General features: G+C 60.4%; 20 protein-coding genes. 11 read left to right on the top strand and 9 right to left on the bottom strand.

The genetic code is table 11. The features are described from left to right. Window positions 1-83: 83 nt before the first annotated feature. Window positions 84-389, bottom strand: a complete 306-nt coding sequence (locus VLA07_RS20845) for a DUF6482 family protein (protein WP_027612827.1) — start codon at window positions 387-389, stop codon at window positions 84-86. Window positions 390-524: 135 nt separating this feature from the next. After that, window positions 525-1,013 carry a TIGR00645 family protein gene (locus VLA07_RS20840; RefSeq protein ID WP_007963798.1) on the bottom strand — a complete coding sequence of 163 codons (489 nt, stop codon included), beginning with the start codon at window positions 1,011-1,013 and terminating at the stop codon, window positions 525-527. A 174-nt stretch (window positions 1,014-1,187) separates the two neighbouring features. On the opposite strand from VLA07_RS20840, the gene VLA07_RS20835 reads away from it, so the two are divergent. Beyond that, complete coding sequence (locus VLA07_RS20835) at window positions 1,188-3,020, top strand: hypothetical protein (RefSeq protein WP_333991104.1); 1,833 nt, start codon at window positions 1,188-1,190, stop codon at window positions 3,018-3,020. Window positions 3,021-3,026: 6 nt separating this feature from the next. Here the strand turns inward: VLA07_RS20835 and VLA07_RS20830 are convergent, their stop codons facing one another. Beyond that, entirely contained in the window at window positions 3,027-3,356 is a 330-nt protein-coding gene (locus tag VLA07_RS20830) for a PA4575 family protein (RefSeq protein ID WP_007963794.1), read from the bottom strand. Window positions 3,357-3,682: 326 nt separating this feature from the next. Beyond that, a complete protein-coding gene (locus VLA07_RS20825; protein WP_027612829.1) occupies window positions 3,683-6,121 on the bottom strand; it encodes a Lon protease family protein in 2,439 nt (812 codons plus the stop codon). A 277-nt stretch (window positions 6,122-6,398) separates the two neighbouring features. Here VLA07_RS20825 and VLA07_RS20820 point away from each other — a divergent pair, with 277 nt between their 5' ends. The 4 genes from VLA07_RS20820 to VLA07_RS20805 all read left to right on the top strand — a co-directional run bounded on the left by VLA07_RS20820 (window position 6,399) and on the right by VLA07_RS20805 (window position 10,151). Beyond that, on the top strand, window positions 6,399-6,887 hold the full coding sequence (locus VLA07_RS20820) for a DUF3015 domain-containing protein (RefSeq protein ID WP_007909797.1): 489 nt from the start codon (window positions 6,399-6,401) through the stop codon (window positions 6,885-6,887). Window positions 6,888-7,156: 269 nt separating this feature from the next. Beyond that, on the top strand, window positions 7,157-9,010 hold the full coding sequence (locus tag VLA07_RS20815; protein WP_333991100.1) for an Lnb N-terminal periplasmic domain-containing protein: 1,854 nt from the start codon (window positions 7,157-7,159) through the stop codon (window positions 9,008-9,010). Between the two features lie 218 nt (window positions 9,011-9,228). Continuing rightward, window positions 9,229-9,585 (top strand): hypothetical protein, encoded by a 357-nt coding sequence (locus tag VLA07_RS20810; protein ID WP_007963787.1) that lies wholly within the window; start codon window positions 9,229-9,231, stop codon window positions 9,583-9,585. Window positions 9,586-9,656: 71 nt separating this feature from the next. After that, on the top strand, window positions 9,657-10,151 hold the full coding sequence (locus VLA07_RS20805) for a GreA/GreB family elongation factor (protein WP_027612831.1): 495 nt from the start codon (window positions 9,657-9,659) through the stop codon (window positions 10,149-10,151). Here VLA07_RS20805 and gdhA read toward each other — a convergent pair. Together gdhA and ettA are read right to left on the bottom strand one after the other, a co-directional pair. Further along, window positions 10,148-11,485 (bottom strand): NADP-specific glutamate dehydrogenase, encoded by a 1,338-nt coding sequence (gdhA, locus tag VLA07_RS20800; RefSeq protein WP_210558634.1) that lies wholly within the window; start codon window positions 11,483-11,485, stop codon window positions 10,148-10,150. The genes VLA07_RS20805 and gdhA overlap by 4 nt on opposite strands. Window positions 11,486-11,833: 348 nt before the next feature. After that, window positions 11,834-13,498 (bottom strand): energy-dependent translational throttle protein EttA, encoded by a 1,665-nt coding sequence (gene ettA / locus VLA07_RS20795; RefSeq protein WP_333991094.1) that lies wholly within the window; start codon window positions 13,496-13,498, stop codon window positions 11,834-11,836. Window positions 13,499-13,785: 287 nt separating this feature from the next. Here ettA and VLA07_RS20790 point away from each other — a divergent pair, with 287 nt between their 5' ends. The 5 genes from VLA07_RS20790 (at window position 13,786) to VLA07_RS20770 (ending at window position 22,335) form a co-directional block, all read left to right on the top strand. Further along, on the top strand, window positions 13,786-17,634 hold the full coding sequence (locus tag VLA07_RS20790) for a sensor domain-containing protein (protein ID WP_333991091.1): 3,849 nt from the start codon (window positions 13,786-13,788) through the stop codon (window positions 17,632-17,634). A gap of 331 nt (window positions 17,635-17,965) precedes the next feature. Further along, on the top strand, window positions 17,966-19,219 hold the full coding sequence (glyA, locus tag VLA07_RS20785) for a serine hydroxymethyltransferase (protein ID WP_003228394.1): 1,254 nt from the start codon (window positions 17,966-17,968) through the stop codon (window positions 19,217-19,219). A gap of 279 nt (window positions 19,220-19,498) precedes the next feature. Then, on the top strand, window positions 19,499-20,812 hold the full coding sequence (locus tag VLA07_RS20780; protein WP_007963773.1) for a C4-dicarboxylate transporter DctA: 1,314 nt from the start codon (window positions 19,499-19,501) through the stop codon (window positions 20,810-20,812). 84 nt (window positions 20,813-20,896) lie between these two features. Beyond that, the gene (locus VLA07_RS20775; RefSeq protein ID WP_027612834.1) at window positions 20,897-21,601 is read left to right on the top strand and encodes a FadR/GntR family transcriptional regulator; all 705 of its coding nucleotides are present in this window, start codon (window positions 20,897-20,899) and stop codon (window positions 21,599-21,601) included. 23 nt (window positions 21,602-21,624) lie between these two features. Next, window positions 21,625-22,335 (top strand): GntR family transcriptional regulator, encoded by a 711-nt coding sequence (locus VLA07_RS20770; protein WP_247269236.1) that lies wholly within the window; start codon window positions 21,625-21,627, stop codon window positions 22,333-22,335. 116 nt (window positions 22,336-22,451) lie between these two features. Here VLA07_RS20770 and yjiA read toward each other — a convergent pair whose 3' ends face one another. From yjiA to VLA07_RS20755, 3 genes are all read right to left on the bottom strand, one after another. Continuing rightward, the gene (gene yjiA / locus VLA07_RS20765) at window positions 22,452-23,423 is read right to left on the bottom strand and encodes a GTPase (RefSeq protein WP_096795248.1); all 972 of its coding nucleotides are present in this window, start codon (window positions 23,421-23,423) and stop codon (window positions 22,452-22,454) included. Between the two features lie 152 nt (window positions 23,424-23,575). Beyond that, a complete protein-coding gene (locus VLA07_RS20760; protein WP_003228401.1) occupies window positions 23,576-23,773 on the bottom strand; it encodes a YbdD/YjiX family protein in 198 nt (65 codons plus the stop codon). A 15-nt stretch (window positions 23,774-23,788) separates the two neighbouring features. Next, entirely contained in the window at window positions 23,789-25,855 is a 2,067-nt protein-coding gene (locus VLA07_RS20755; protein WP_333991085.1) for a carbon starvation CstA family protein, read from the bottom strand. Between the two features lie 159 nt (window positions 25,856-26,014). Here VLA07_RS20755 and VLA07_RS20750 point away from each other — a divergent pair, with 159 nt between their 5' ends. After that, window positions 26,015-26,383 carry a PilZ domain-containing protein gene (locus VLA07_RS20750; RefSeq protein ID WP_027612837.1) on the top strand — a complete coding sequence of 123 codons (369 nt, stop codon included), beginning with the start codon at window positions 26,015-26,017 and terminating at the stop codon, window positions 26,381-26,383. Window positions 26,384-26,419: the final 36 nt, after the last annotated feature.

The raw sequence follows: 26,419 nt of genomic DNA, 5'->3' as shown, positions 1-26,419 counted from the left end.
GTGCGTGCACAGCGCGTCCCGGCGCGCCCGGAACCAAAAGGGCGAGCAGACTAGCACAGATGCCCGGCGATGGGGCGCAAGGCCTATAGGGCCGAACGCCAGGCCAGTGGCACTTTCAGGCTTTCATCGACGCTGCCGCCCAGGCCGCACATTTCGTCGTGCACCGAGGTGTGTACAAGGTTGAACGGCAGCACCGGAAAGTTATGCAGCAAATCCCGCGCATGCTCCACCGAGCGCAGCTGCAGCATCTCGCCCTTGAGATCACTCAGCGGATACGCCGCCCCGTGCATCCGCGCTTCGAGCAGATAAATCCCGCCCTCCATGGAGATCAGGTTCAGCTCATCGACCTTTCTGGCGATGGCAAACGCATTCAACTCTTGCAGGTTCATGAACGCACCTCGTGCGGTGGCGAGCCAGGACCCTTACAGGGATATGCCCGCGCGCACCAAAGCACAAGCCACAAACGACACCGCCCGTCTGTTTCGCAACAGACGGGCGGTGTTTTTGCAGCGATCAAACAATGATCAGTGCTTGGTGAGCTTGTCCAGGTAACCCATCGCGAACGCCGAAATCACGAAGGTCATGTGGATGATCACGTACCACATCAGGTGCTCGGGATCGACGTTCTTGGCATCCATGAAGATCCGCAGCAGGTGGATCGAGGAAATCGCCACGATCGACGCCGCCACTTTCATCTTCAGCGACGAGGAGTCCATGGTGCCCAGCCAGCTGAGCTTCTCTTTGCCTTCGTCGATGTTCAGCTCGGACACGAAGTTCTCGTAGCCGGAAATCATCACCATCACCAACAAGCCGCCCACCAGCGCCATGTCAATCAGCGACAGCAGCACCAGAATCAGATCCGATTCGGCCATGGAAAACACGTTGGGAATGACATGAAACACTTCCTGGAAGAATTTCAATGCCAGCGCCAGCAGCCCGAGGGACAGCCCGATATAGATCGGCGCCAGCAGCCAGCGCGTGGCGTACATTGCATTTTCGATAAAGCGTTCCATTGACTCTCACACAATAAGGATTGAAATCGGCGGCGAGTATACCAGCCGCCCGTGACCGCCAGAAACCGCCCGGCTCGCACCTCCCATCACCGCAACCTGCGTGTGTGTGTGAATTTTTTTCTGCTACTGTCCAAACCATTGACCGCCTAGCGAAAGTGGACAGGACGACTGGAAATGCATGTGCGATTACCGTTGACGACTGCCGGAATTTGCCTCGTTCTGCTGCTGGGTGGCTGCTCACCCGGCGATGAGAAAAAGCCCTCGGTCAGCCTCGACGCGAAGACGGCAACCTTCGAACACTCACTGGACGCCATTACCGACCCGAAACTTAAGGATGCCGTGACCGAACTCGGTGGTTCGCTGCTGCTGCTCGAACGCGCGCAGCTCAAGCTCGACAGCGCCCCGCTGAAAACCGTCTACGGCGAAGACACCCTCGGCATCCTCAAGCACTACCCTTCGCCGCAGGCGCTGGTCGATACCTTTATCAACGGACTGTTCGTGCTGCACAAGGACGCCAGCTCCGATTACCTTACCGACCTGCAACCGGTATTCCCGTTCAACCTGAACATTCCCGGCGGCTTTCTATTCCCGCACGGCGTGGAATGGCAGTCGGTGACCCTGAGCAACAAGCGCGTGATCGCCTATCAGCCGGAGTGGTCGGAAACCGATCCCGGCATTCAGTTGAGCCCGTCCAGCTCCAACGTCAACAACCCCGATGACCTGACCGTGACCTACCCGTTCATCGAAGGGCTGGACGTGGACAAGAAGAGCCAGCCACAACCGGTGAGCCTGCAAGGCAAAGTCGAAGTCATCGCACCGCGCCGCCTGTTCAGCTTCAACCTGAGCCAGAAGGACGTCGGCCAGACCCGCACCGATGACAACCTCAGCGTCACTCTGCTGAAGCTTGAAAAGAACTACGCCGAAGTCGAATTCAGCAACAGCCTGCCATTGGCCCCTGAGGTCGAGGGTGCGCAGCTCAATCCAGTCATCGTTCAGGCCCGTGACACCAACGGGCAATACCTGGTGCGCGCCGGCTCAATCAATGAGAGCCCGGCACAAGTCGCTTTCTACGAGAAACAACTGGCGCATCTGCAACAGCAGAAAACCTGGAGCGAGGCGTTGGAAAAACAGCTCGAGGACGAACAGCAGACCTTCGAGCAGCAGCATCCGCGCCGCTACAACAAGGTCTACTTCAACGGCCCCATCGACACCCTCGAAGTCAGCGTGCTGGATTTCTCATCGGCAACCGTGACCCGCAAAACACTGGATCTGCCAGTGCGCACTTTCAGCCAGCACACCACCGAAAAAGCCATCCAACCGCTGGACCCGGCGGTGGTCGTCTATGACGATCTGGCGCCGAACTGGCTCAAGGGCGCAAGCCTCACCGAGGAAGCGTTGAAGGCCGGTATCCGCATCCATCAGTCCGTGGAGGATCCGAGCGCTGCACGCATCGAGTTCTCTCACCGGCGAACCTTCAACGATGAATTGCTCGGTGATGATTTCAGCCCCGGCGAGAGTCCCGTGACGTTCTTCACCGAGAAACGCAGCGGCAAACTCGATGAGCCGATCGAACTGCCGCCCGAGGCGTATCAGGTCGATCCGCTGCAAGCGACCATTACTTACGATTTGAACCTGTTCCCGGAAACCCCGGCGATTGCCGTGGGGTCGATGCCGCTGTTTCTCGCCAGCGTGGAGAAAAAAGCCTACGACGCCAAATCCCTGCCCAAAGGCCTGGAGATCAAGAACAACACCTTGGTGGTGGACCTGAAACTGTTTCCGGCCAACGCCTGGCGATTCTTCGTCAAGGACGACAGCGGCAACTACCTGAAACAGATTCTCTCGGTCAGTCATGACGCGAGTGCGGATGGCCCGGCGCTGTTCGGCGTGCATTACTTCTATGGTCGTCCAACGCACGTGGAGACCTATCAGCGGACCGAGCTCAATACCGTGCAATACGGCTTTGAGGTCAAACTCGACAAGGCGCAGCAGTCCGACACCGCGCCATGATTGCGCCTAGTGGTCGAACACGCCGACCGTACGCCCACGCCCGCCATTGATCTGGCGCAACTGTGCCTGCAGGTGCAGGCTCCAGATCTGCGGATCGTCGGCCAGCTCGTAGCCGTGCATCGTCAGGCTTTCCACAATAGTGTCGAGAATCGACTCGGCGGCGACCGGCCCGTGAAACGGGCCCTGGGCCTTGATGGCGGAGGGTTGTTCGCCGGCCATGCCGGCAGCGAAGAGCAAGGTCCACATGCCGTTATCGCCGGCCAGCGGTTTGATGGCGCATTCGATGCGGGTCACAAGACCTAGGCATTGACGGGTGAGGCAGAGGTTGCGCGACATGGCGGCGACCCTCGGTAAAGCCTGTATTCAGCCTTCACGCGAAGGCTGTTTCGATCCAGTGATACTGTCGATGTCCTTGAGCAGAGAATAGAAGAAAAGTCCGCCGCGCAAGCCGGATAGAACCAGAAGGCGCCGAATGGTCATTGTGTGAATTCTGACGTCAGAGTAGTGGCACTTTTCCCGAAGATCACCACAAAAATCAATCTGGGAAAACAACTGTGGGAGGGGGCTTGCTCCCGAAGGCGGTGTCTCAATCAACTAATGTGTCGATTGGTACACCGCCTTCGGGAGCAAGCCCCCTCCCACAGTTTTTACCGCGTTTGCGGTCAGGCTGGTTTGGCTTCGGCTAGTGCCTCCTGCGCCAGTTCCTTTTCCGCCTCTTTCAGATCGTCTTCACTGATCATCTCGGCAATCACCCGCAGACGCTCGACCACGCGCGCATTGACGCTGCCTTCAGGGAACTGACCGTCAGCATCCGGCTCACCGGCCGGCTCGCCAACCAACAGGCTCAGCGCTTCGTCAGCCTGACGCACGGCATACACGTGGAACTGCCCGGCGCGCACCGCCGCCAGCACCTTCTCGTCGAGCATCAGCGTGGCGACGTTGGCCTGCGGAATGATCGCGCCCTGCTCGCCGGTCAGCCCGCGGGCTTCGCAGAGGCGGAAGAAACCTTCGATCTTCTCGTTGACCCCGCCGACTGCCTGCACTTCGCCGAACTGGTTGATCGAACCGGTGATCGCAAAGCACTGCTTGAGCGGAGTTTTCGACAGCGCCGAAATCAGCGTGCAAGCCTCGCCCAGCGACGCACTGTCGCCATCGACGTAACCGTAGGATTGCTCCAGCGCAATGCTCGCGGAAATCGCCAGCGGGAACTCCTGGGCGTAACGGCTGCCCAGATACCCGGTGAGGATCATCACGCCCTTGGAGTGGATCGGCTGACCGAGGTTGACCTCGCGCTCGATGTCGACGATACCGCTGCCGCCCGGGTACACCGTGGCGGAAATCCGCGCCGGCACACCGAACGCCGAATCACCCACTTCGAGCACAGTCAGCCCGTTGCACTTGCCGACCGCCGCGCCGTCGGTGTCGATCAGGATGATCCCGGCGAGCATGTCGTCGAGAATCCGCGCCGAAACCCGACCGGTACGAGTGGCCTTGGCTTTCAGCGCCCGCTCGATGTGCCCGGCATCGGTCATTTCATCACCGGCCAGATGACGAATGAAATCCGCTTCACTGACCAGTTGGAACAGATCGCCGATCCGCGCCGACAAACGCCCCTGATGCTCGGCCAGCCGTGCGCTGTAGGTCGCCAGACGCGCCACCGCATCGGCGGTCAGCGGCGCCATGCCTTCCTCCGAAGTACGGGTTTTCAGCAACTGGGCGAACTGCTCCAGACTTTCGTCGACCATCGGGATGTCTTCGTCGAAGTCGACCAGCACGCGGAACATCTCCTGGAAGTCCGGATCGAGGTCCTGCAGCGTGTAATACAACTGCCGCGCGCCGATGATGATGACTTTGACCTGCAACGGAATGTGTTGCGGGTTGAGGGTCACCGTGGCGAAACGGCCCATCTCGCCCAGCGGCGATTCCATTTTCAGCTTGCGCGATTGCAGGGCGCGTTTCAGCGCGTCCCACACGAACGGCTCGCTGAGCATTTTTTCCGCTTCAAGGATCAAAAAACCGCCATTGGCCCGATGCAAAGCACCTGGGCGCAACTGCCGGTAAGTGGTGTAAAGCGCGCCCTGATCGGTGGTGTACTCGATGCGGCCGAACAGGTTTTCGTAAGTCGGGTGCGGCTCGAACACCACCGGCGCCCCGCCGCTGGCCGGATGACCGACCACCAGGCTCGGCGCGTATTGCTCTTCCAGCAGCTTGCGCGCCACGGCGTCGGTCTTGCTGTCGTCGACCAGTTGCTCGACCACGGTTTTCAGCAAGTACACCTGCATCGCTTGCAGGTAACCGCAGACCGCAGCGTTCTCCGCGTACTTCTCGGACAACGGCGAGAGCAACGGCTGCAAGGCCAGGGTGATGGTTTCCTCGTTGAGCTGACGCAGTTGATTGTTCGACTCACGCTTCCACTGCGGCAGGCTGGCGAGTTCTTCGTTCAGACGCTCTTCGAGGCCGGAGATGTCTTCGTGAAACCGTTCGCGCTCGGCTTCCGGCAATTGGGCGAATTCCGCTTCATCCAGCGCCTTGCCTTCAAGCATCGGCGTGAAGGCGATATTGCTGCTGTCGCGGTACAGGGCGACGTCCTTCTCCAGCGCCAGCCGCTCGATGATATCGAGGGCCTTGTCGTAGCGCTGGTTGAAGGCGCGGTCGATGGCGCTTTTCTTCTGCTGGTAGGACGGGTGTTCAAACACGGCCGGAAAGGTTGCCAGCAGGTTATCGATCAGGCCGTTGATGTCACCGATGAACGAAGCCGCCGTGCCAGAAGGCAATTCCAGCGCGCGGGGCTCGCGCGGCTCATCGAAATTATTGACGTAGACCCAGTCCGCCGGGGTCTGCAGGCGCTTGCCTTCGGCCTTCAGGTAGCGTTTGACGAACGAGAAGCGGCCAGTGCCGGGCTCGCCCATGACAAAGACGTTGTAACCGGGGCGTGGCATCGCCACACCGAACTGCAAGGCTTCGACCGCACGTTCCTGGCCGAGCACACCGCGAAAGGGCTCCAGATCATTGGTGGTAGTGAAGCTGAACTGTTCAGCGGAAAACGGACGAGTCAGCGCTTCGGGCGCTATACGCAGGCTGGCAGCAACAGGATCAGGCATCGGGCTTCCTTAACAATCAGGCGGGGCGGATAGCGGCATTCTGGCGCTGCCCGTGCCCCACTGGCAAGGCGCGCCACACGACAAAGCATAGACAACCGGGTGACCCTGCCCCGCCCCCCGGCAAATCGGGGTTATCGCCAAATCTTTTGTAAAAACTCACGGAACCCCAGGAACGTGCCTAAACTCCAAACTGCGCGGCTGGAACGAATACTGGCCCACTGGCACCGTCAGGTGTCAGAACCCTGTCCATTGGTATGCACACAAAGAGAACAAAGCTATGAAACGGATTCTTCTCGGTACTCTCTTCACCGCTGTTTCCATCAACGCCATGGCGCAAGCCCCGGGTGGCCCGGATTGCGGTTGGGGCAACATGTTGTTCGAAGGTCAGCGTGGCACCCCGGCACACTTCCTGGCATCCACCACTAACGGCACCTCCGGTAACGCTACGTTCGGTATGACTTCCGGCACCAACGGTTGCTCGACCAACGCGTCGCTGACCTACGGCGGTAAATCCTGGTTCGCCATGAATGGCATGATGAACGAGCTGTCCGAAGACATGGCCAAGGGCAACGGCGAAGCGCTGACGACCTACGCCGTGGTACTGGGCGTGGCGCCGGAAGACCGTGCGCACTTCGCTGCTGTCACTCACGAGCACTTCCAGCAGATCTTCAGCAAGGCTGACGTGACCGCAGAAGACGTGCATACCAACACCCTGGCCGTGCTGAAGTCGGACCCACGTCTGGCCAAGTACGCAACTCAGGCTTAAGCTCGACCCCACCCGCTTCTTTCGGGAAGCGGGTTTTGTTTTTTTATGGCCCACCCTTTTTGAGCGATGCAGGTCAGTTGTGACATGCGCTGAACTCTGTGGCGAGGGAGCTTGCTCCCGCTGGAGTGCGCAGCGCTCCCGGTTTTCAAAGCGGGGCCGCTGCGCGCCCCAGCGGGAGCAAGCTCCCTCGCCACAGGGTTGGTGCGGGTTTGACTGGTCGACATTAATGCTTGGGGTCTTTGTCTTTCTTTCGACTTAAGTTGCCACTTATGCTCAAACGCCTTGCCTGGCTGGCGCTCTGTGTCTGCGCCCCGCTGTCCGCCGCGCCTCACATCGACCCTCAACGTTTGCAGCAACTGGCCAACGACCGCTTCTGGATTTCCCTCGGTCATTACGAAACCGCCAAGCTCGGCGGCTGGCGCAGCTATGTCAGCGACAGGAAATTCTTTCTTGCGCCCGATGGCAACGAACACCCCGACCATGAGCTGGCCGCCACCGTGCAGGCGCTGTACGCCCCGGCCAGTCTCGGCGAGCAACACGCGCAATGCGTCTACCCGGCGCGTACGCGCTGGCTGAAAGCGCAGCTCAATCTCAGCGATCTGCCCGCCCCCGATTGCGCCGAATTCAAGAAGTGGTTCAAGGACGTCTCGCCGCACAGCGCGGTGATGATCTTCCCGGCGGCCTACCTCAACAGCCCGTCGTCGATGTTCGGCCACACCCTGCTGCGCATCGACCAGGCTGACGTGCAAAGCGACAAGACTTCGCTGCTGAGTTACGCGATCAACTTCGGCGCCTACATCGAAGGCTCGGACAACAGCATCCTCTACGCCTGGAAGGGCTTGATGGGTGGCTACCCGGGGCTGTTCGCGCTGGTGCCGTACCAGGAAAAACTCTCCGAGTACCGCAGCCTGGAAAACCGCGATCTGTGGGAATACCGGCTGAACCTGACCCAAGCAGAAACCGCGCGCATGGTCGAGCATGTGTGGGAGCTGAAGCAGATCCAGTTCGACTATTTCTTCTTCGACGAAAACTGCTCCTATCGCCTACTCGAACTGCTGCAAGTGGCACGTCCGAGCCTGCGCCTGACCGAGCAATTCCCGCTGACCGCCATCCCTACCGATACGGTCAAAGCGGTGAAAGAAGCCGGGCTGGTGGAAAGCATCGAATATCGCCCGTCCCGCGAGCGTGAACTGCTCAGCCGCGCCGAGCCGTTGAATAAGGAAGAACAGCAATGGGTGCTGAAGGTCAGCGCCGATCAACAAGTGTTGCAGGAGCCGACCTTCAAGGCCCTGCCCCGGGATCGTCAGGCGCTGATCATCGATGCCGCCTATCGTCTGGAGCGTTACCGCGCCAACGGGCAGGAACGTGATGCGCAACGTGCACAGCGCAGCTTCGAACTGCTGCGGGCGATCAACAAGAACCCGGCGCCGGAGTTGCAGATTCCACAACCGGGCCTGCCCGAAGACGGCCACGAATCACGCACCTGGCAGGCTGGCATCGGCACTCGCGGTGATCGGGCATTCGGTGAGTACGGTTTGCGCATGGCCTATCACGATCTCAACGACAACGCCGAAAGCTTCCCCCTTGGCGCGCAAATCGAAATCCTGCAGATGAAGCTGCGCCAGTACGAAGGCAACCAGTGGCAGTTCCAGCAACTGGACCTGGCGACCATTCGCTCGCTCACCCCGCGCAATGAACTGCTGCAGCCACTGTCATGGCAAGTCACCGGTGGCCTTGAGCGCGTACCGGGCAAACACGATGACGAAAACCTGGTCAGCCACGTCAACGGTGGTGGTGGCGGCACCTGGCAGTTGGGCGAAGATACGCTCGGCTTTGCCCTCGGCACCGTACGCATCGAACACAACAATGACTTCGCCGGATTCGTCACGCCGGCCGCTGGCTTCAACACCGGCGTGCTGTGGAAAAACCCGTTGGGCAATATGAGCGTCGAGGCCAAGGGCGACTATTTCACCAACGGCGAAGTACGCCGCAGCCTGAGCCTGAACCAGCAGTGGGAATTGTCGCGCAACCTCGGTTTGCGCCTGAGTGCGCAGCGTGAGTTCAGTCATGTGGCGACACCGGAAACCGAAGTGATGCTTGAGGTGAAGTGGTACCACTACTGATCTGAAGCCTAATCAATACCCCCTGTGGGAGCGGGCTTGCTCGCGAAGGCGTCGTGTCAGGCGATTCAAATCTCGACTGACCCACCGCTTTCGCGAGCAAGCCCGCTCCCACAGGGATCTCCAGTGTTCAACGAATTACTTACATGTCTTTCACCAACGCCCGACGAATCCGCTTCTAGACTTTCCCTATCAGCCGAGAATCGGCGCGGGAGAGTGCGATGTGGCGGTGTGCGGGATTGCTGGGTGTTTTGCTGTTGCTCGGGGGTTGCCAGACCACCCACGAAGACTTGATCGCCAAAGGTTATCCACCGGCCTTCGCCGACGGTTTTGACGATGGCTGCGTCAGTGGCCGGCAAGCCGCCGGCTCGATCAGTGGCGAGTTTCGCAAGAACGTGCCGCGCTATCTCAAGGACAAGCAATACGCCGAAGGCTGGACCGACGGCTTCCGCCAGTGCCAGGCAATGCTGGAAAACAAGGATCGCGAAGAGTATCGCAACGAGCACTGGGACGAACGCGAGCGCGCCTGGCAGCAGCAGAAAGATCAGGACGCCGGGCGGGCTTATCGCTCGCAATAGGTCGCTTCCAGACATCCAGTGAAACCAAATGCCGGCGACCATGGCCCAAACTCTTTGCAGAGGAGGACAGCATGAGCCGCGCTTTCGTCAACGAAGATAACGCCGCTGCGCAAGCCGATCAGCCCGTCGAACGGCAGGTCAGTGCGCAGCCCAATTACGTCACCCCCCAAGGATTGGTGCAGTTGCAGGCCAAAGTCGCCGAATTGCAAGCCTTGCACGCCGAACAATCGGCCAAGGGAGAGCAGGCCGACAAGCAGCGCCAAGCCGATCTCGAAAGAGATTTGCGCTACTTCAACCAACGCCTCGCCAGCGCACAGGTCGCGGCCCCGGCGATCTCGACCGATAAAGTGCAGATCGGCAGTTGGGTGACCTACGCCGACGAACACGACACCGAAAGTCGGGTGCAACTGGTCGGCGAAGATCAGGCCGACGCCAGCCAGGGCCTGATCAACTGGGCTTCGCCGCTGGGCCGGGCATTGCTCGGTGCCCGGCTCAATGACGAAGTGCTGTGGCAGCGACCCGCTGGCGATCAGGTGATTGAAGTGATTCGCATCGAACCGGCTTAAACCACGCCCTGCGCGAGCATCGCATCCGCGACTTTGACGAAGCCGGCGATGTTCGCGCCTTTGACGTAATTGATCCGTCCGTTCTCTTCGCCGTAATGCACGCAGGCGTGGTGGATCGACTGCATAATCGCGTGCAGCTTGCTGTCCACCTCACCCGCCGTCCACAGCAGGCGCATGGCGTTCTGCGACATCTCCAGCCCGCTGACCGCGACCCCGCCGGCGTTCGACGCCTTGCCCGGGGCGAACAGAATGCCGGCCTCGATGAAGATATCCACAGCCGCAAGCGTGGTCGGCATGTTTGCGCCCTCGGCCACACACACGCAGCCGTTGCGCAGCAGCGTACGAGCAGATTCGGCGTCGAGTTCGTTCTGCGTTGCGCAGGGCAGCGCGATGTCGCACGGCAGCGACCACGGCAACTGACCGGCACGGAATTCCAGACCGAACGCCGTGGCCAATTCGCTGATGCGTCCGCGTTTGACGTTTTTCAGTTCCAGCAACGCCTGCCACTGTTCTTCGCTCAGGCCCGATTCGCAGTACAACGTGCCTTCGGAGTCGGACAGCGAAATCACCTTGCCGCCCAGGTCCATGACCTTGCGCGCCGCGTACTGCGCGACGTTGCCGGAACCAGAGATCGCCACGCGCTTGCCTTCGACGGTCTGCCCGCGGCGCTTGAGCATTTCTTCGGCGAAGTACACGCAACCGAAACCGGTGGCTTCCGGGCGAATCAGGCTGCCGCCGTAGGTCATGCCCTTGCCGGTCAACACGCTGGTGAACTGGTTGCTAAGGCGTTTGTACTGACCGAACAGGAAACCGATCTCCCGCGCACCGACACCGATGTCACCGGCCGGCACGTCAACGTCCGCGCCGATGTGGCGGTACAGCTCGCTCATGAACGCCTGGCAGAAACGCATGACTTCGGCGTCGCTCTTGCCCTTAGGATCGAAGTCCGAACCGCCCTTGCCGCCGCCCATGGGCAACGAGGTCAGGGAGTTCTTGAAGGTCTGTTCGAAGGCGAGAAACTTCAGCACGCCCAGGTTCACCGAAGGATGGAAGCGCAAGCCGCCCTTGTACGGGCCGATCGCGCTGTTCATCTGAATGCGGAAACCGCGATTGACCTGGACCTTGCCCTGATCGTCGACCCACGACACGCGGAACACCACTGCGCGCTCCGGCTCGCAGATGCGCTCCAGAATGCCTGAGGTCAGGTAACGCGGATTGGCTTCGAGAAACGGCCACAGACTGCGCAGGACTTCTTCGACGGCCTGGTGGAATTCGGGTTGATCCGGGTCGCGTTTTTTCAGGCGGGCGAGGAAGGATTCGACGGATTCGATCATGGGAAAAGTCTCGGCAAATTTATTGTCGTTGGAAGCGATTGAGCCGGACTGTAACAAACGATTTGCGCACAGGAACAGCGCAAAATGTCGCAGTTATGAAATTAAATGGTGCACAGGATGTAAATCAGAGGGCTTTTTGGACTGATATTGCACCTGAATGGTGAGAACCAGTCTGAAAGTTGCACCAGCAATTACACCGCTTTCGCGAGCAGGCTCGCTCCCACAGGGGGACTGCATTTCAAATATGGGAGCGAGCCTGCTCGCGAAGGGCGCGACTCGCTGGTCCTGAAAACCCAGGCAAAAAAAACGGAGCCCGAAGGCTCCGCTTTTTCATGCAACCAACCCGAATCAGGCCAGTTTCTTGTGGCGTACCCGATGTGGGTGGGCCGCCGCTTCGCCGAGGCGCTTTTTGCGGTCGGCTTCGTACTCGGTGTAGTTACCTTCGAAGAACACCGCTTGCGAGTCGTCTTCGTACGCCAGGATGTGGGTCGCGACGCGGTCCAGGAACCAGCGATCGTGAGAGATCACAATGGCGGCGCCCGGGAAGTCCAGCAGGGCTTCTTCCAGCGAACGCAGGGTTTCAACGTCGAGGTCGTTGGACGGTTCGTCGAGCAGCAGGACGTTGCCACCCTCCTTCAGGGTCAGCGCCAGGTGCAGACGACCGCGCTCACCACCGGACAGGTCCTTGACGAACTTCTGCTGGTCGCCGCCCTTGAAGTTGAAGCGACCGACGTAAGTGCGCGACGGAATCTCGTAGTTGCCGATGCGGATCTGGTCGGAACCGTCGGAGATCTGCTGGAACACGGTCTTGCTGCCGTCGAGGTCTTCGCGGCTCTGGTCAACGCAGGCCAGTTGCACGGTTTCGCCGACTTCGATGGTGCCGGAATCCGGAGTTTCCTTGCCCATCAGCATGCGGAACAGGGTCGACTTACCGGCACCGTTACCACCGATCACGCCGACAATGGCGCCCTTCGGCATGGAGAACGACAGGTTGTCGATCAGCACGCGATCGCCGTAACCCTTGGTGACGTTCTTGAACTCGATGACCTTGTCGCCCAGACGCGGACCGGCCGGGATGTAGATCTCGTTGGTTTCCGAACGCTTCTGGAATTCCTGCGACTGCATTTCTTCGAAGCGTTGCAGACGAGCCTTGGATTTCGACTGGCGGGCCTTGGCGCCTTTGCGCACCCACTCCAGTTCTTCCTTCATGGCTTTTTCGTGAGCCGACTGCTGCTTGGATTCGGCCGCCAGACGATCGGACTTGGCTTCGAGCCAACCCGAGTAGTTGCCTTCGTACGGAATGCCCGCGCCGCGGTCGAGTTCCAGAATCCAGCCAGCGACGTTGTCGAGGAAGTAACGGTCGTGCGTGATCGCGACCACGGTGCCCGGGAAGTCGTGCAGGAAGTGCTCCAGCCACGCCACCGAATCAGCGTCCAGGTGGTTGGTCGGTTCGTCGAGCAGCAGCATGTCCGGAGCGGACAGCAGCAGACGGCACAGGGCCACACGACGTTTTTCACCACCGGACAGGTGTTCGACTTTGGCGTCCCAGGCCGGCAGACGCAGGGCGTCGGCCGCGACTTCCAGTTGACGCTCCAGGTTGTGACCATCGCTGGCCTGCAGGATCGCTTCGAGCTTGGCCTGTTCGGCAGCCAGCTTGTCGAAGTCGGCATCCGGGTCAGCGTAAGCGGCGTAGACCTCGTCCAGACGCGCTTGCGCATCCTTGATCACGCTGACGGCTTCCTCGACCACTTCACGCACGGTCTTGGTCGGATCAAGTTGTGGCTCTTGCGGCAGATAACCGATGTTCAGGTCCGGCATCGGACGGGCTTCGCCCTCGAACTCGGTATCGACGCCGGCCATGATTTTCAGCAACGTGGATTTACCCGAACCGTTGAGGCCGAGCACGCCGATCTTGGCGCCGGGGAAGAACGACAGCGAAATGTTTTTCAGGATTTCCCGCTTCGGCGGAACAACTTTGCCCAGCCGATGCATGGTGAAGACGTATTGAGCCATGGAGAACCTTGGGTCAGTGACAGATGAATGATTGGAGCGCAGGCGATGCCCGGCCAGACCGATGCGCGTCGTTCACTTGATGGTCATCAATGCGTGCGCGCGGAAAAAAGTCTGATTCTAGGAGCTGGAACGCTCCCGCGTAACCGGCAAAGCTACCTTAATGACCGGTGGCAGTCCAGCCGAGCGGGGCTGGCACTTCGCCACAACTCAAGGCATGCTAGCCGCCCTTCGGGCGTCCGGCTTATAGTGCACGTCGCGCCAGTCCAGCCAAACCGCAGGATTTCAGCTTGTCCAACGTTACCCCGCCAGCTTCTGTGAGCGCGTCCAATCCGGGGACCGGCTCGCCCCTGCGCGGAACATTGAAGGGTGCATTGGCGACGCTGGTACTTTTGCTGCTGGCCCTGCTGTTCTGGCAACTGCTCGATCAATTGCGCGAGACCCAGAAAAACCAGCGCCAGTACACCATCGACTACACCGCCGACCTCGCCTCGCAGGTCAGCCTGAACATGTCGCTGAATGCGCAAATCGCCCTCAACCTGCTACCGATCGTCGAACAGCCGCAGTCGTCCGACGAACAGCAGGCGCTGCTGCGCAAGCTCCAACAATCGCTCCCGGACCTGCGCAGTCTGGCCCTGCTCAGCCCGTCCGGGAAAATCCTCAACGACAGCGCCAGCGACAGCCACGACGCCGATTACCTCGCTGAACTGGTGCGCCGCAGCCGCGCCCAGGCGCATTACTTCAGTAACGCCGACGACGGCTCGGTGGTGCATCTGTTGTTGCATCAGGCCAGCGGCAGCACGCGCGGCTACTGGGTATTGCGCCTGACCCCGACCTTCTTCGACTCGCTGACCAAGCTGGGCGAAACCGGCATCCGCCCGTTGTGGCTGGTGGAAAACCGCCTCAACCATCAGATCATCAGCCGCGACGAAGCGCTATCCTCCGCCCGGCCCGGGGTGCTGAGCCCGGACGACATGGCCAACACCGTGCTGACCGTGCCACTGAGCAGCAGCGACTGGCAGTTGCGCGGGCTGTTCGATCGCCAGCGCGTGCTCGAAGAACTGCTGCCGGCGTTCATCGGCAAATGCCTGCTGGGTCTGGCGTTCTCGATGTTGCCGGTGATCGCCCTGCTGAACATGCGTCGCCGCCAGCGCCAGTTGCATGAAGGTCGCCGACGTTATCAGGACATCTTCGAAGGCACTGGCGTTGCGTTGTGTGTGCTCGATCTGTCCGGCCTCAAGCAGGTGTTCGACAAGGCACAGATCCAGACCAGCGACCAGCTCAAGGCCTGGCTCGACCAACCGGCCCAGCGCCAGCAACTGCTGCAAGAGCTGCGCGTCACCGAAGTCAATCAGGTCGCGCTGCAGCTGCTCAATGTCAATTCCTGCGAGCACGCCTGGCAGTTGCTGATCGACGGTCAGCCGCACAACCAGTGCGCCATCGGCAACCAGGTGCTCGACGCAGTTTTGCAGCAACAGAATCAACTGGAACTGGAAATCAGACTGCCGGACATCAACGGCCGCGATCAGCACCTGTGGATGGTCCTGCGCCTGCCCGAGGAACAGCACGACTATAAAGCGGTGATCCTCAGCATCAACGACATCACCAGCCGCAAGCTGATCGAACTGTCGCTGCTGGAGCGCGAAGGTTTCTGGTCGGACGTGGTGCGCACCGTGCCGGATCATCTGTATGTGCAGGACGTGATCAGCCAGCGGATGATTTTCAGCAACCACCACCTCGGCCAGACCCTCGGTTACAACCGCTCCGAGCTGCACCAGATGGGCGAGTACTTCTGGGAAATCCTCCTGCACCCGGAGGACGCCGACTATTACCACCGCTCGCGGCAGATGCAGCGGCACGCCGGGTACAGCCAGCTGTTGCAGTGCCAATTGCGCTTCCGCCATCGCGACGGCAAATGGCGGCGCTTCGATATTCGTGAGCAGGCGCTGGCCCGCGACAAGCATGATCAGGTCACGCGAATCATTGGCGTGGCCAAGGACATCACCGAGCAGATCGAGGCCAGCGAATCGTTGCGCGACAGCGAGCAGCGCTACCGGATGCTCGCCGAAAGCATCAGCGACGTGATTTTCTCCACTGACAGCAAGCTGTCGCTGAACTACGTGAGCCCGTCGGTGCAAGCGGTACTCGGCTACGACGCCGAGTGGATTTTCCAGAACGGCTGGCAATCGACGATCGCCAACCCGCAACAGCTATCCGGCATCTACACCTTGATGGATCGGGTCAGCAAAGCGCTCGACAAGCCTGAGCAACTCGCGCAACTGCGAAGCCAGGTACAGACGCAGATGTTCCTGTTCGACTGCCTGCGCGCCGACGGCCACAAGATCCCGATCGAACTGCGGCTGGTGCTGGTGTGGGATGAACACGGCGCGTTCGAAGGCGTGCTCGGCGTCGGTCGCGACATCAGCCAGCAGCGCCGCGCCGAGAAAGACTTGCGCATGGCCGCCACCGTATTCGAGCACTCGACCTCGGCGATTCTGATCACCGACCCCGCCGGTTACATCGTGCAGGCCAACGAAGCCTTCAGCCGGGTCAGCGGTTACGCGGTGTCGGAGGTGCTCGATCAGTTGCCGAACATGCTCACCGTCGATGAGCAACAGGACGCGCACCTGCGCTACGTGCTCAAGCAATTGCACCAGCACAGCACCTGGGAAGGCGAAGTCTGGCTCAAGCGCCGTAACGGCGAGCATTACCCGGCGTGGGTCGGCATCACGGCGGTACTCGACGATGAAGGCGATCTGGCCAGTTACGTGTGCTTTTTCAGCGACATCAGTGAGCGCAAAGCCAGCGAACAACGCATCCATCGTCTCGCTTACTACGACGCCCTGACCCACCTGCCGAACCGCACGCTGTTCCAGGACCGACTGCACACCGCGCTGCAATCGGCCGAACGGCAGAAGTCGTGGGTGGTGCTGATGTTCCTCGACCTCGACCGCTTCAAGCCGATCAACGACTCCCTCGGCCACGCGGCTGGCGACCGCATGTTGAAAGACATGGCCACGCGGTTGCTGGCCTGCGTCGACGATGACGACACCGTGGCGCGCATGGGCGGTGACGAGTTCACCTTGCTCCTGCAGCACCGCTCCAGCCGCGAAATGGCGCTGAACCGGGCGATTCATGTGGCCGAGCAGATTCTCGCCAGCCTGGTGCGTCCGTTCGTGCTGGAAGGTCGCGAATTCTTCGTCACCGCCAGTATCGGCATCGCCCTGAGCCCGCAGGACGGCAACGAGCTCAGCCAGTTGATGAAGAACGCCGACACCGCGATGTACCACGCCAAGGAGCGCGGCAAGAACAACTTCCAGTTCTATCAGGCCGACATGAACGCCAGTGCGCTGGAACGTCTGGAGCTGGAAAGCGACCTGCGTCATGCGCTGGAGCAGAACGAATTTGTCCTGTACTACCAGCCGCAATTCAGCGGCGACGGCAAACGCCTGACTGGCGCCGAGGCACTGCTACGCTGGCGTCATCCGCGTCGTGGACTGGTGCCGCCGGGGGATTTCATTCCGGTGCTGGAAGAGCTCGGTCTGGTAGTGGACGTTGGCGACTGGGTGATCAGCGAAGCCTGCCGCCAGCTCAAGACCTGGCACCAGAACCGCGTGCGCGTGCCGAAGGTCTCGGTGAACATTTCGGCGCGGCAGTTCTCCGATGGCCAGCTCGGTACGCGCATCGCCACGATCCTGCGCGAAACAGGGTTACCACCGGCGTGTCTGGAGCTGGAGCTGACCGAAAGTATCCTGATGCGCGAAGTCAGCGAAGCAATGCAGATTCTGGCCGGGCTGAAAAACCTGGGCCTGAGCATTGCGGTCGACGACTTCGGCACCGGTTATTCGTCGCTGAACTACCTCAAGCAATTCCCGATCGACGTGCTGAAGATCGACCGTACCTTCGTCGACGGCCTGCCGTCCGGCGAACAGGATGCGCAGATCGCTCGCGCAATCATCGCCATGGCCCACAGCCTCAATCTGGCGGTAATCGCCGAAGGCGTGGAAACCCATGAGCAACTGGACTTCCTGCGCGAACATGGCTGCGATGAGGTTCAGGGCTATCTGTTCGGACGGCCGATGCCGGCGAGCCGGTTTGAAGCGCAGTTCAGCAATGACGCGCTGTTCATGTTCGACTGATTTTTTGCGGCACCACCAATGACGCCTTCGCGAGCAAGCCCGCTCCCACATTGGAATGCACATCCCTGTGGGAGCGGGCTTGCTCGCGAAAGGGCCGGTACAGACGCCGGAAAAATCTGCGGTGCAGCCATCCCCAGCAGGCTGGCTGCCACAGGGACTTGCCGTGGATCAGTATTCTCCGGTTGAAACGCGGCCATTGTGGAGCCAGCAAAAGCACCGCACATCTGGCATGAACGCCACTTGTCTGCGACATGATGTCGTTTCATATGCCATCCAAAACCCATTGGGTTAGAATGCCCCCCTTTTCTGCCCCCGATCCTTGAGGACCGCCATGTTCAGCCGTGATTTGACTATTGCCAAGTACGACGCCGATCTCTTTGCCGCCATGGAGCAAGAAGCTCAGCGCCAGGAAGAGCACATTGAGCTGATCGCTTCGGAAAACTACACCAGCCCTGCGGTGATGGAAGCTCAAGGCTCGGTACTGACCAACAAGTACGCCGAAGGCTACCCGGGCAAGCGCTACTACGGTGGTTGCGAGTACGTCGACGTTGTTGAGCAACTGGCCATCGACCGTGCCAAAGAGCTGTTCGGCGCCGATTACGCCAACGTTCAGCCGCACGCCGGTTCCCAAGCCAACGCCGCTGTTTACCTGGCCCTGCTGCAAGGTGGCGACACCATCCTGGGCATGAGCCTGGCCCACGGTGGTCACCTGACTCACGGTGCCAGCGTTTCCTCCTCCGGCAAGCTGTACAACGCCGTGCAGTACGGCATCGACGCCAACGGCCTGATCGACTACGACGAAGTCGAGCGTCTGGCGGTCGAGCACAAGCCGAAAATGATCGTGGCCGGTTTCTCTGCCTACTCGCAGATCCTCGACTTCCCACGCTTCCGCGCCATCGCTGACAAAGTCGGTGCCTACCTGTTCGTCGACATGGCTCACGTGGCCGGTCTGGTCGCCGCTGGCGTCTACCCGAACCCGGTGCCATTCGCTGACGTGGTCACCACCACCACGCACAAGACCCTGCGCGGTCCTCGTGGCGGTCTGATCCTGGCGCGCGCCAACGCCGAGATCGAGAAGAAGCTGAACTCCGCGGTATTCCCGGGCGCCCAGGGTGGCCCGCTGGAGCACGTGATCGCCGCTAAAGCGATCTGCTTCAAGGAAGCGCTGCAGCCTGAGTTCAAGGCTTACCAGGAACAAGTGGTGAAGAACGCCCAAGCCATGGCCGAAGTGTTCATCGAGCGCGGTTTCGACGTAGTGTCCGGCGGTACCAAGAACCACCTGTTCCTGCTGTCGCTGATCAAGCAGGACATCTCCGGTAAAGACGCCGACGCCGCGCTGGGCAAAGCGTTCATTACCGTGAACAAGAACTCCGTGCCAAACGATCCTCGCTCGCCGTTCGTGACCTCCGGTCTGCGTTTCGGTACCCCGGCTGTGACCACTCGCGGCTTCAAAGAGGCTGAGTGCAAAGAGCTGGCCGGCTGGATCTGCGACATCCTGGCTGACCTGAACAACGAAGCGGTGATCGACGCCGTTCGTGAGAAAGTCAAAGCCATCTGCAAGAAACTGCCGGTGTACGGCGCGTAATCGCGACGTTAAATCTGCAGCATGAAAAACCGGCCCAGTGATTGGCCGGTTTTTTTGTGCCCACATTTTTTCAAACGCCTGAACCGCTCAAGAATGGGACTCATCGCACAACTGGTCAGACCGGTCATGCCAATTCATCAATTTTCACTTGCGATCCGCAAAAATCCGCGCCTAGACTGCACCCGCACTGGACATACCGGTAAGACCACAATAATTAAGTTCTGAATCTGATGCGCCCAAAGGCGCACGGCAGCCAGGACACCGACCAGGATTCCTCCCATGCTCAGATGGTGCTCGCGTTCAATCTTCCTCCAAGTGGTTCTCGGACTGGTGCTCGGCATCGTCTGCGGGCTGACCCTTCCCGAATATTCCGCTCAGCTCAAACCACTGGGTGACGGCTTCATCAAACTGATCAAGATGCTTATCGGCCTGATCGTGTTCTGCGTGGTGGTCAGCGGCATCAGCGGCGCGGGCGATCTGAAGAAGGTCGGACGCATCGGCCTCAAGTCGGTGATCTACTTTGAAGTGCTGACCACCATCGCCCTGGTGATCGGTCTGGTATTCGCCTTCAGCACCGGCATCGGCAGTGGCGCGAATATCCATCTGGAGCAGTTGTCCGCCGCCGACATGGGCGACATCGCCGAACGCGGCCAGCACATGCACACCACCACTCAGTTCCTGATGGATCTGATCCCGACTTCGGTGCTCGGCGCTTTCGCCGATAACAACATCCTGCAAGTGCTGCTGTTTTCGGTGCTGTTCGGCAGCGCGCTGAATCTGGTGGGCGAAGCGGCTTCCGGGATCTCACGGCTGATCAACGAGCTGAGCCATGTGATTTTCCGGATCATGGGCATGATCGTGCGTCTGGCGCCGATCGGCGTGTTCGGCGCCATCGCCTTCACCACCAGCAAGTACGGCCTCGATTCGCTGCAACACCTGGGCAGTCTGGTGGGCTTGTTTTACCTGACCTGCATGGCGTTCGTCAGCGTGATCCTCGGCGTGGTAATGCGCGCCTCGGGCCTGCGTCTGTGGCCCCTGCTCAAATACCTGCGCGAAGAATTGCTGATCGTCATGGGCACCGCTTCTTCCGACGCCGTGCTGCCACAGATCATGCGCAAACTTGAACACCTGGGGATTGGCAGCTCGACGGTCGGGCTGGTGATTCCCACCGGCTATTCGTTCAACCTCGACGGTTTCTCGATCTACCTGACCCTGGCCATCGTGTTCATTGCCAACGCCACCGGCACGCCACTGGCGATGACCGATCTGCTGACGATTCTGCTGGTGTCGCTGATCACTTCCAAGGGCGCCCACGGCATTCCCGGCTCGGCGCTGGTGATTCTCGCGGCGACGCTGACGGCGATCCCGGCGATTCCGGTCGTGGGTCTGGTGCTGGTACTGGCGGTGGACTGGTTCATGGGCATCGGCCGGGCACTGACCAACCTGATCGGCAACTGCGTCGCCACCGTGGCCATCGCCCGTTGGGAAAAGGACATCGATGTGCAACGCGCCAACAAAGTACTCAGCGGTCAGCAGGGCTACACCTTTCAACCGCGTAAAACCGGAACTCCGGCACACCAGCAAGAGTTCTGATTTTCAACCCCGCAGGAGCTGCCGCAGGCTGCGATCTTTTGATCCTGTTTGCGGCAGCCCCAACGGGCTCACGGAGCAAGACAAGTGATCACCACATCAACCGTCGTCAACTCAGTCGTAGAAAAACTGCGCGCCGCCCTCGCCCGCGGTCAGTGGCGCTCCGGCGACATGCTGCCGGGTCAGCGCGAACTGGCCGAACAACTGGGCATCAGCCGCCCAAGCCTGCGCGAAGCAGTGATCGTCCTGGAAACCCTTGGCCTGGTGCGCTCGATGCCGGGCAAAGGCGTGGTGGTGCTCGACGCCCAACTCAGCGACAGCCAGAGCCACGACAGCGCGGTGGCCGGCGCCAGCCTCGAAGACGTGCTGCAACTGCGCTACACCCTTGAGCCTTTCATCGTCGGTCTGGTCGCGCAGTCGATCAGCAGCAAGGAAGTCGGGCAATTGCGCCTGACGTTGATGGACATGCGCGAAGCCCTCGAAGCGGGCGACAGCGAAGCCGGGGTCAGCGCCTACATCGCCTTCCACGAAGAGCTGTTCACCCTGACCTCGAACCCGATTTTCCAGAGTGTGGTGCAGCAAACGAGCAATGCCCTCAAGCAAAGCGCCGAAGTGCTGCGCAATTCGCCTGAGCATCTGGCCGAACGCCTGGAAGAAAACGAAGCGGTGGTGCGCGCAATCCGCAGCAAGAACAGCGCTCAGGCCAGCGCCGAAATGCGTCGGCACATTCTGCGCGAAGGCCAACGGATGGGCGTTGAATTGAACATTCCGGATGACAACCTCAGCCACTGATTGATTCACACTGGAGACCGGCCATGAACAGCCTTGCCACGTCGCCGCACACTCGTCAGATGTCGGCCCCCCTGCACTTCTCCCGCCTGCAGGCGTCGGCAGACGATCTGTACCCGCGGCTGTTCGACGCGATTCTGGACCGGCGAATCGACCCGGCCAGCCGCTTCACCGAAGACAGTCTCAAGCAGATGTTTGGCGTCAGCCGCGCCGATGTGCGCCGGGTGCTGACGCAGTTGTCCCATGAGCAGGTGATTGTGCTGCGCGCCAACCATCGGCCACGGGTGGCCGCACCGGATGCCGAGCAGACCCGGCAAACCCTGCACGCCCGGCGCCTGACCGAAGCGACGCTGGCGCGTCTGGCTTGTCAGAATGCCTCAGCGGAGGGTTTGAAACGCTTGCGCACGCTGGTCGAACGCGAACGTCTGGCCGTGACACAGGAACGGCGTGCGGCGGCGATTCGTTTGTCCGGCGAGTTTCATCTGCAGTTGGCACAAATGGCGGGGAATGCACCGTTGGCGCATTTTCTTGGCAGTCTGGTGCCGTTGACGTCGCTGGCGATTGCGCGGTGTGATGGATCGACGCCCGGTTGCTGCGCGTGGCAGGAGCATCTGGCGATTGTCGAGGCGGTCGCGTCTGGGGATATGTCCATGGCTGAGCGACTGATGAATCAACACCTGGATCATCTTGAGCAGACCTTGCTGGGTACAGCCCTTGAGCATCGTGTCGCCGGTTAGATCGCCTTCGCGAGCAAGCCCGCTCCCACAGTGAATTGCATTCCTCCTGACAGAATGCGACCTACTGTGGGAGCGAGCCTGCTCGCGAAGAGGCCATCGCTGACAACCAGGATCCATCAGGCAGAAGTCACTCTGGCAAACCCCGCCCGAATTTTCTCTTCCGGCAGATCATCGGCAATAAACACGATCACGCTTTCCCGCGCCTCACCCTCGGCCCACTCGGTGTCCCAGTCGAAACCGTAAAGTTTCAGTACGCCCTGAAACACCAGCCGCCGATCCTCGCCAGCGATGTTCAACACGCCCTTGTAGCGCAACAACTGCTTGCCATGTTCTTCCAGCAGCTCATTCATGAACTCGCTGAGTTGATCGATATCCAGCGGCTGGTCTGTGCGCAGCACCAGGCTGGAGATACGGTCGATGGACGGCGCCTTGCTCACCGGGCGCAGGCTGACCCCGCCGCCCAGGTCAGCATTGAGGTTGAAGCCGCGCACGTCGAGCAGTTCCGCCAGATCGATGTTGCCGTGCTCGACCACGCGGATCGGCGCACGACGATTGATTCGCGTCAGGCGTTCGCTCAGTGCGTTGAACGTCGCCTCATCCACCAGATCGGTCTTGCTCACCAGCAAGCGGTCGGCGAAACCGATCTGCGCCTGGGCGATGGTCTGGGTCAGGTGCTGGTCGGCATGGGCGGCATCTACCAGGGTGATGATGCCGTCGAGCAGATAGCGTTCGCGCAGTTCTTCATCGATGAAAAAGGTCTGCGCCACAGGCGCTGGATCAGCCAGCCCGGTGCACTCGATCACCAGACGGTCGAAGGCGATTTCACCGCTGTCCAGGCGTTCGAGCAGCAGGTACAGGGCCTTGGTCAGATCGGTGTGGATGGTGCAGCAGACGCAGCCGTTGGCCAGGGTCATGACTTGCACCGGTTCGACGCCGAGCAACTGGGTGTCGATGCCGGCGTCGCTGAATTCGTTCTCGATCACGGCGATTTTCAGGCCGTGCTCGGCTTTCAATAGATGGCGCAGCAAGGTGGTCTTGCCGGCACCGAGGAAACCGCTGAGTACCGTTACGGGTATGGGAGAAGACAAAACACGATCTCCTTAAAGAAACACAAAACAAATGTGGGAGCGGGCTTGCTCGCGAAAGCGGTGTGTCAGTCACCACGCGTCTCAACTGACACTCCGTATTCGCGAGCAAGCCCGCTCCCACAGGGGGATTACCTCAACCGCAGGCTGTCAGCTCAACAGCACTTCGGCCCACCCTTGCCACCGTAACGCGCTTCCTGACGTTCGCGGAAGAACATCTCGTAGCTCATCACCGGTTTGTCCGGGTGTTTGGTTTGCATATGCTCGACGTAGGTGTCGTAGTCGGGCATGCCGACCATCAGGCGGGCGGCCTGACCGAGGTATTTACCGAGGCGACTCAGGTCATTGAACATGGTGCAATCCTCTGGTTACGCGTCCGGCAGGGCCTGGAATGGCGATTCTTTATCCGTACGCTCTTTTTTGCCCCAGGCGGCGATGCCGACCTTGAGCGCATAGAACAGGATGCTGAAGACCACGAACAGGAACAGAGCAGTGAGCGTTGCGTTGGTGTAGGCGTTGAAGATCACGTGCTGCATCTGCTCGACGCTTTTTGCCGGTGCCAGCACCTGACCATTGGCCAGCGCATCGCTGTATTTCCTGGCCAGCGACAGGAAGCCGATCGCCGGGTTGGCGTCGAACAACTTGATGAAGCCTGCGGTGGTGGTGCAGATCAGCAGCCAGGCGGCTGGCAGCAGGGTGACCCAGATGTAGCGCTGGCGCTTCATCTTGATCAGGACCACGGTGCCGAGCATCAGCGCGATACCGGCCAGCATCTGGTTGGAGATACCGAACAGCGGCCACAGGGTGTTGATGCCGCCCAGTGGATCGATCACGCCCTGATACAGCAACCAGCCCCACATCGCCACACAACCGGCGGTGGCGATCAGGTTGGCAGTCCACGATTCGGTGCGCTTGAGCGCCGGAACGAAGGAGCCGAGCAGGTCCTGCAGCATGAAGCGCCCGGCACGGGTACCGGCGTCTACAGCAGTCAGAATGAACAGCGCTTCGAACAGGATCGCGAAGTGGTACCAGAACGCCATGGTGTTTTCACCCGGCAGGACACTGTGCAGGATCTGCGCGATACCGACCGCCAGGGTCGGTGCACCGCCGGCCCGGGCCAGAATGGTGGTTTCGCCGATGTCGTGAGCCACCGCTTGCAGCGCCTCCGGCGTGATCGCGAAGCCCCAGCTGCTGACCATCTGCGCCACCGATGCGACGTCACCGCCGACCACGGCGGCCGGGCTGTTCATGGCGAAGTACACGCCCGGCTCGATCACCGAAGCGGCAACCATGGCCATGATCGCCACGAACGATTCCATCAGCATGCCGCCATAACCGATGTAGCGCGCGTTGGTTTCGTTATCCAGCAGCTTCGGTGTGGTGCCCGAAGAGATCAGCGCGTGGAAACCCGATACCGCACCGCAAGCGATGGTGATGAACAGGAAGGGGAACAGACCGCCCTTCCACACCGGCCCGGTGCCGTCGACGAACTGGGTCAGCGCCGGCATTTTCAGCTCGGGCATGGTCACCAGAATGCCGATCGCCAGGGCGATGATGGTGCCGATCTTGAGGAACGTCGACAGGTAGTCGCGTGGCGCGAGGATCAGCCACACCGGCAACACGGCGGCGACGAAGCCATAACCGATCAGCATCCAGGTGATTTGCACGCCGGTGAAGCTGAAGGCCTTGGCCCACACCGGATCAGCGGCAATCTGCCCGCCGAGCCAGATCGAACCGAGCAGCAGCAACACACCGATGACCGAGATTTCGCCGATGCGACCCGGTCGGATGTAGCGCATGTAGATGCCCATGAACATCGCGATCGGGATGGTCGCCATCACGGTGAAGATGCCCCATGGGCTCTCTGCCAGTGCCTTGACCACGATCAGCGCCAGCACCGCGAGGATGATGATCATGATCAGGAAGCAGCCGAACAGGGCGATGGTGCCGGGGATGCGGCCCATTTCTTCACGGACCATGTCGCCCAGGGAACGGCCGTTGCGCCGGGTCGACATGAACAGAACCATGAAGTCCTGCACCGCGCCCGCCAGCACCACCCCGGCAATCAGCCACAGCGTGCCGGGCAGATAACCCATCTGCGCCGCCAATACCGGGCCGACCAGAGGTCCGGCGCCCGCGATCGCGGCGAAGTGGTGACCGAAAAGAATGTGTTTGTTGGTCGGCACATAGTCCAGACCGTCGTTGTTGAGTACGGCGGGGGTGGCCCGACGCGGATCGAGTTGCATCACATTGTTGGCGATGAACAGGCTGTAGTAACGGTACGCAACCAGATAAATGGCCACGGCCGCGACCACGATCCACAAGGCGTTGATCGCCTCTCCTCGGCGCAATGCCACTACGCCCAGGGCGCACGCTCCTACGATTGCCAGCACTAGCCAGGGTAAGTGGCGTAGCAGGCTATTATTATTTTTCATTTTATTATTCCAGCCAGGGTGGACAAGAAAGACAGCCACCCCGAGTTTAGCGCTTACGGCGCCAAAGGCCATACCCCGACGTTGGTCTAGACGGCTCGTTGATTGGCAGCCACCCGCGAGTCGGGTCTATAGTCAGCGAACTCTCCCGAGGATTGCGCCATGAGCGAACACCCAGCCAATCGCCGTCGCTTCAAACGTATTGCGTTCGATGCCAGAACCGAGCTGAGTCAGGGTCAATTCATCTGGCCGGTGAAGTTGATCGATCTGTCGCTCAAAGGGCTGCTGATCGAACGGCCGGAGCCGTGGCTTGGGGATAGGGAGCAGGATTTCTTCGTCAACATTCATCTGAGCGATGATGTCGATATCGAGATGGATGTACACCTGGCTCACGAAGATCACGGACAACTAGGCTTCGTCTGCCGGCATATCAGTCTGGAGTCGATCCAGCGCTTGCGACGGTTGATCGAGCTCAACCTGGCTGACGAAGCCGAGCTTGAGCGCGAACTCGGCGCCCTGATCGAAATCTAGCCATCAATACAAATCCCCTGTGGGAGCGGGCTTGCC

It is taken from the genome of Pseudomonas sp. S3(2024), assembly GCF_036861315.1.
GTDB classification, from domain to species: domain Bacteria; phylum Pseudomonadota; class Gammaproteobacteria; order Pseudomonadales; family Pseudomonadaceae; genus Aquipseudomonas; species Aquipseudomonas putida_A.
This window is presented reverse-complemented; position numbering and strand designations above follow the sequence as displayed.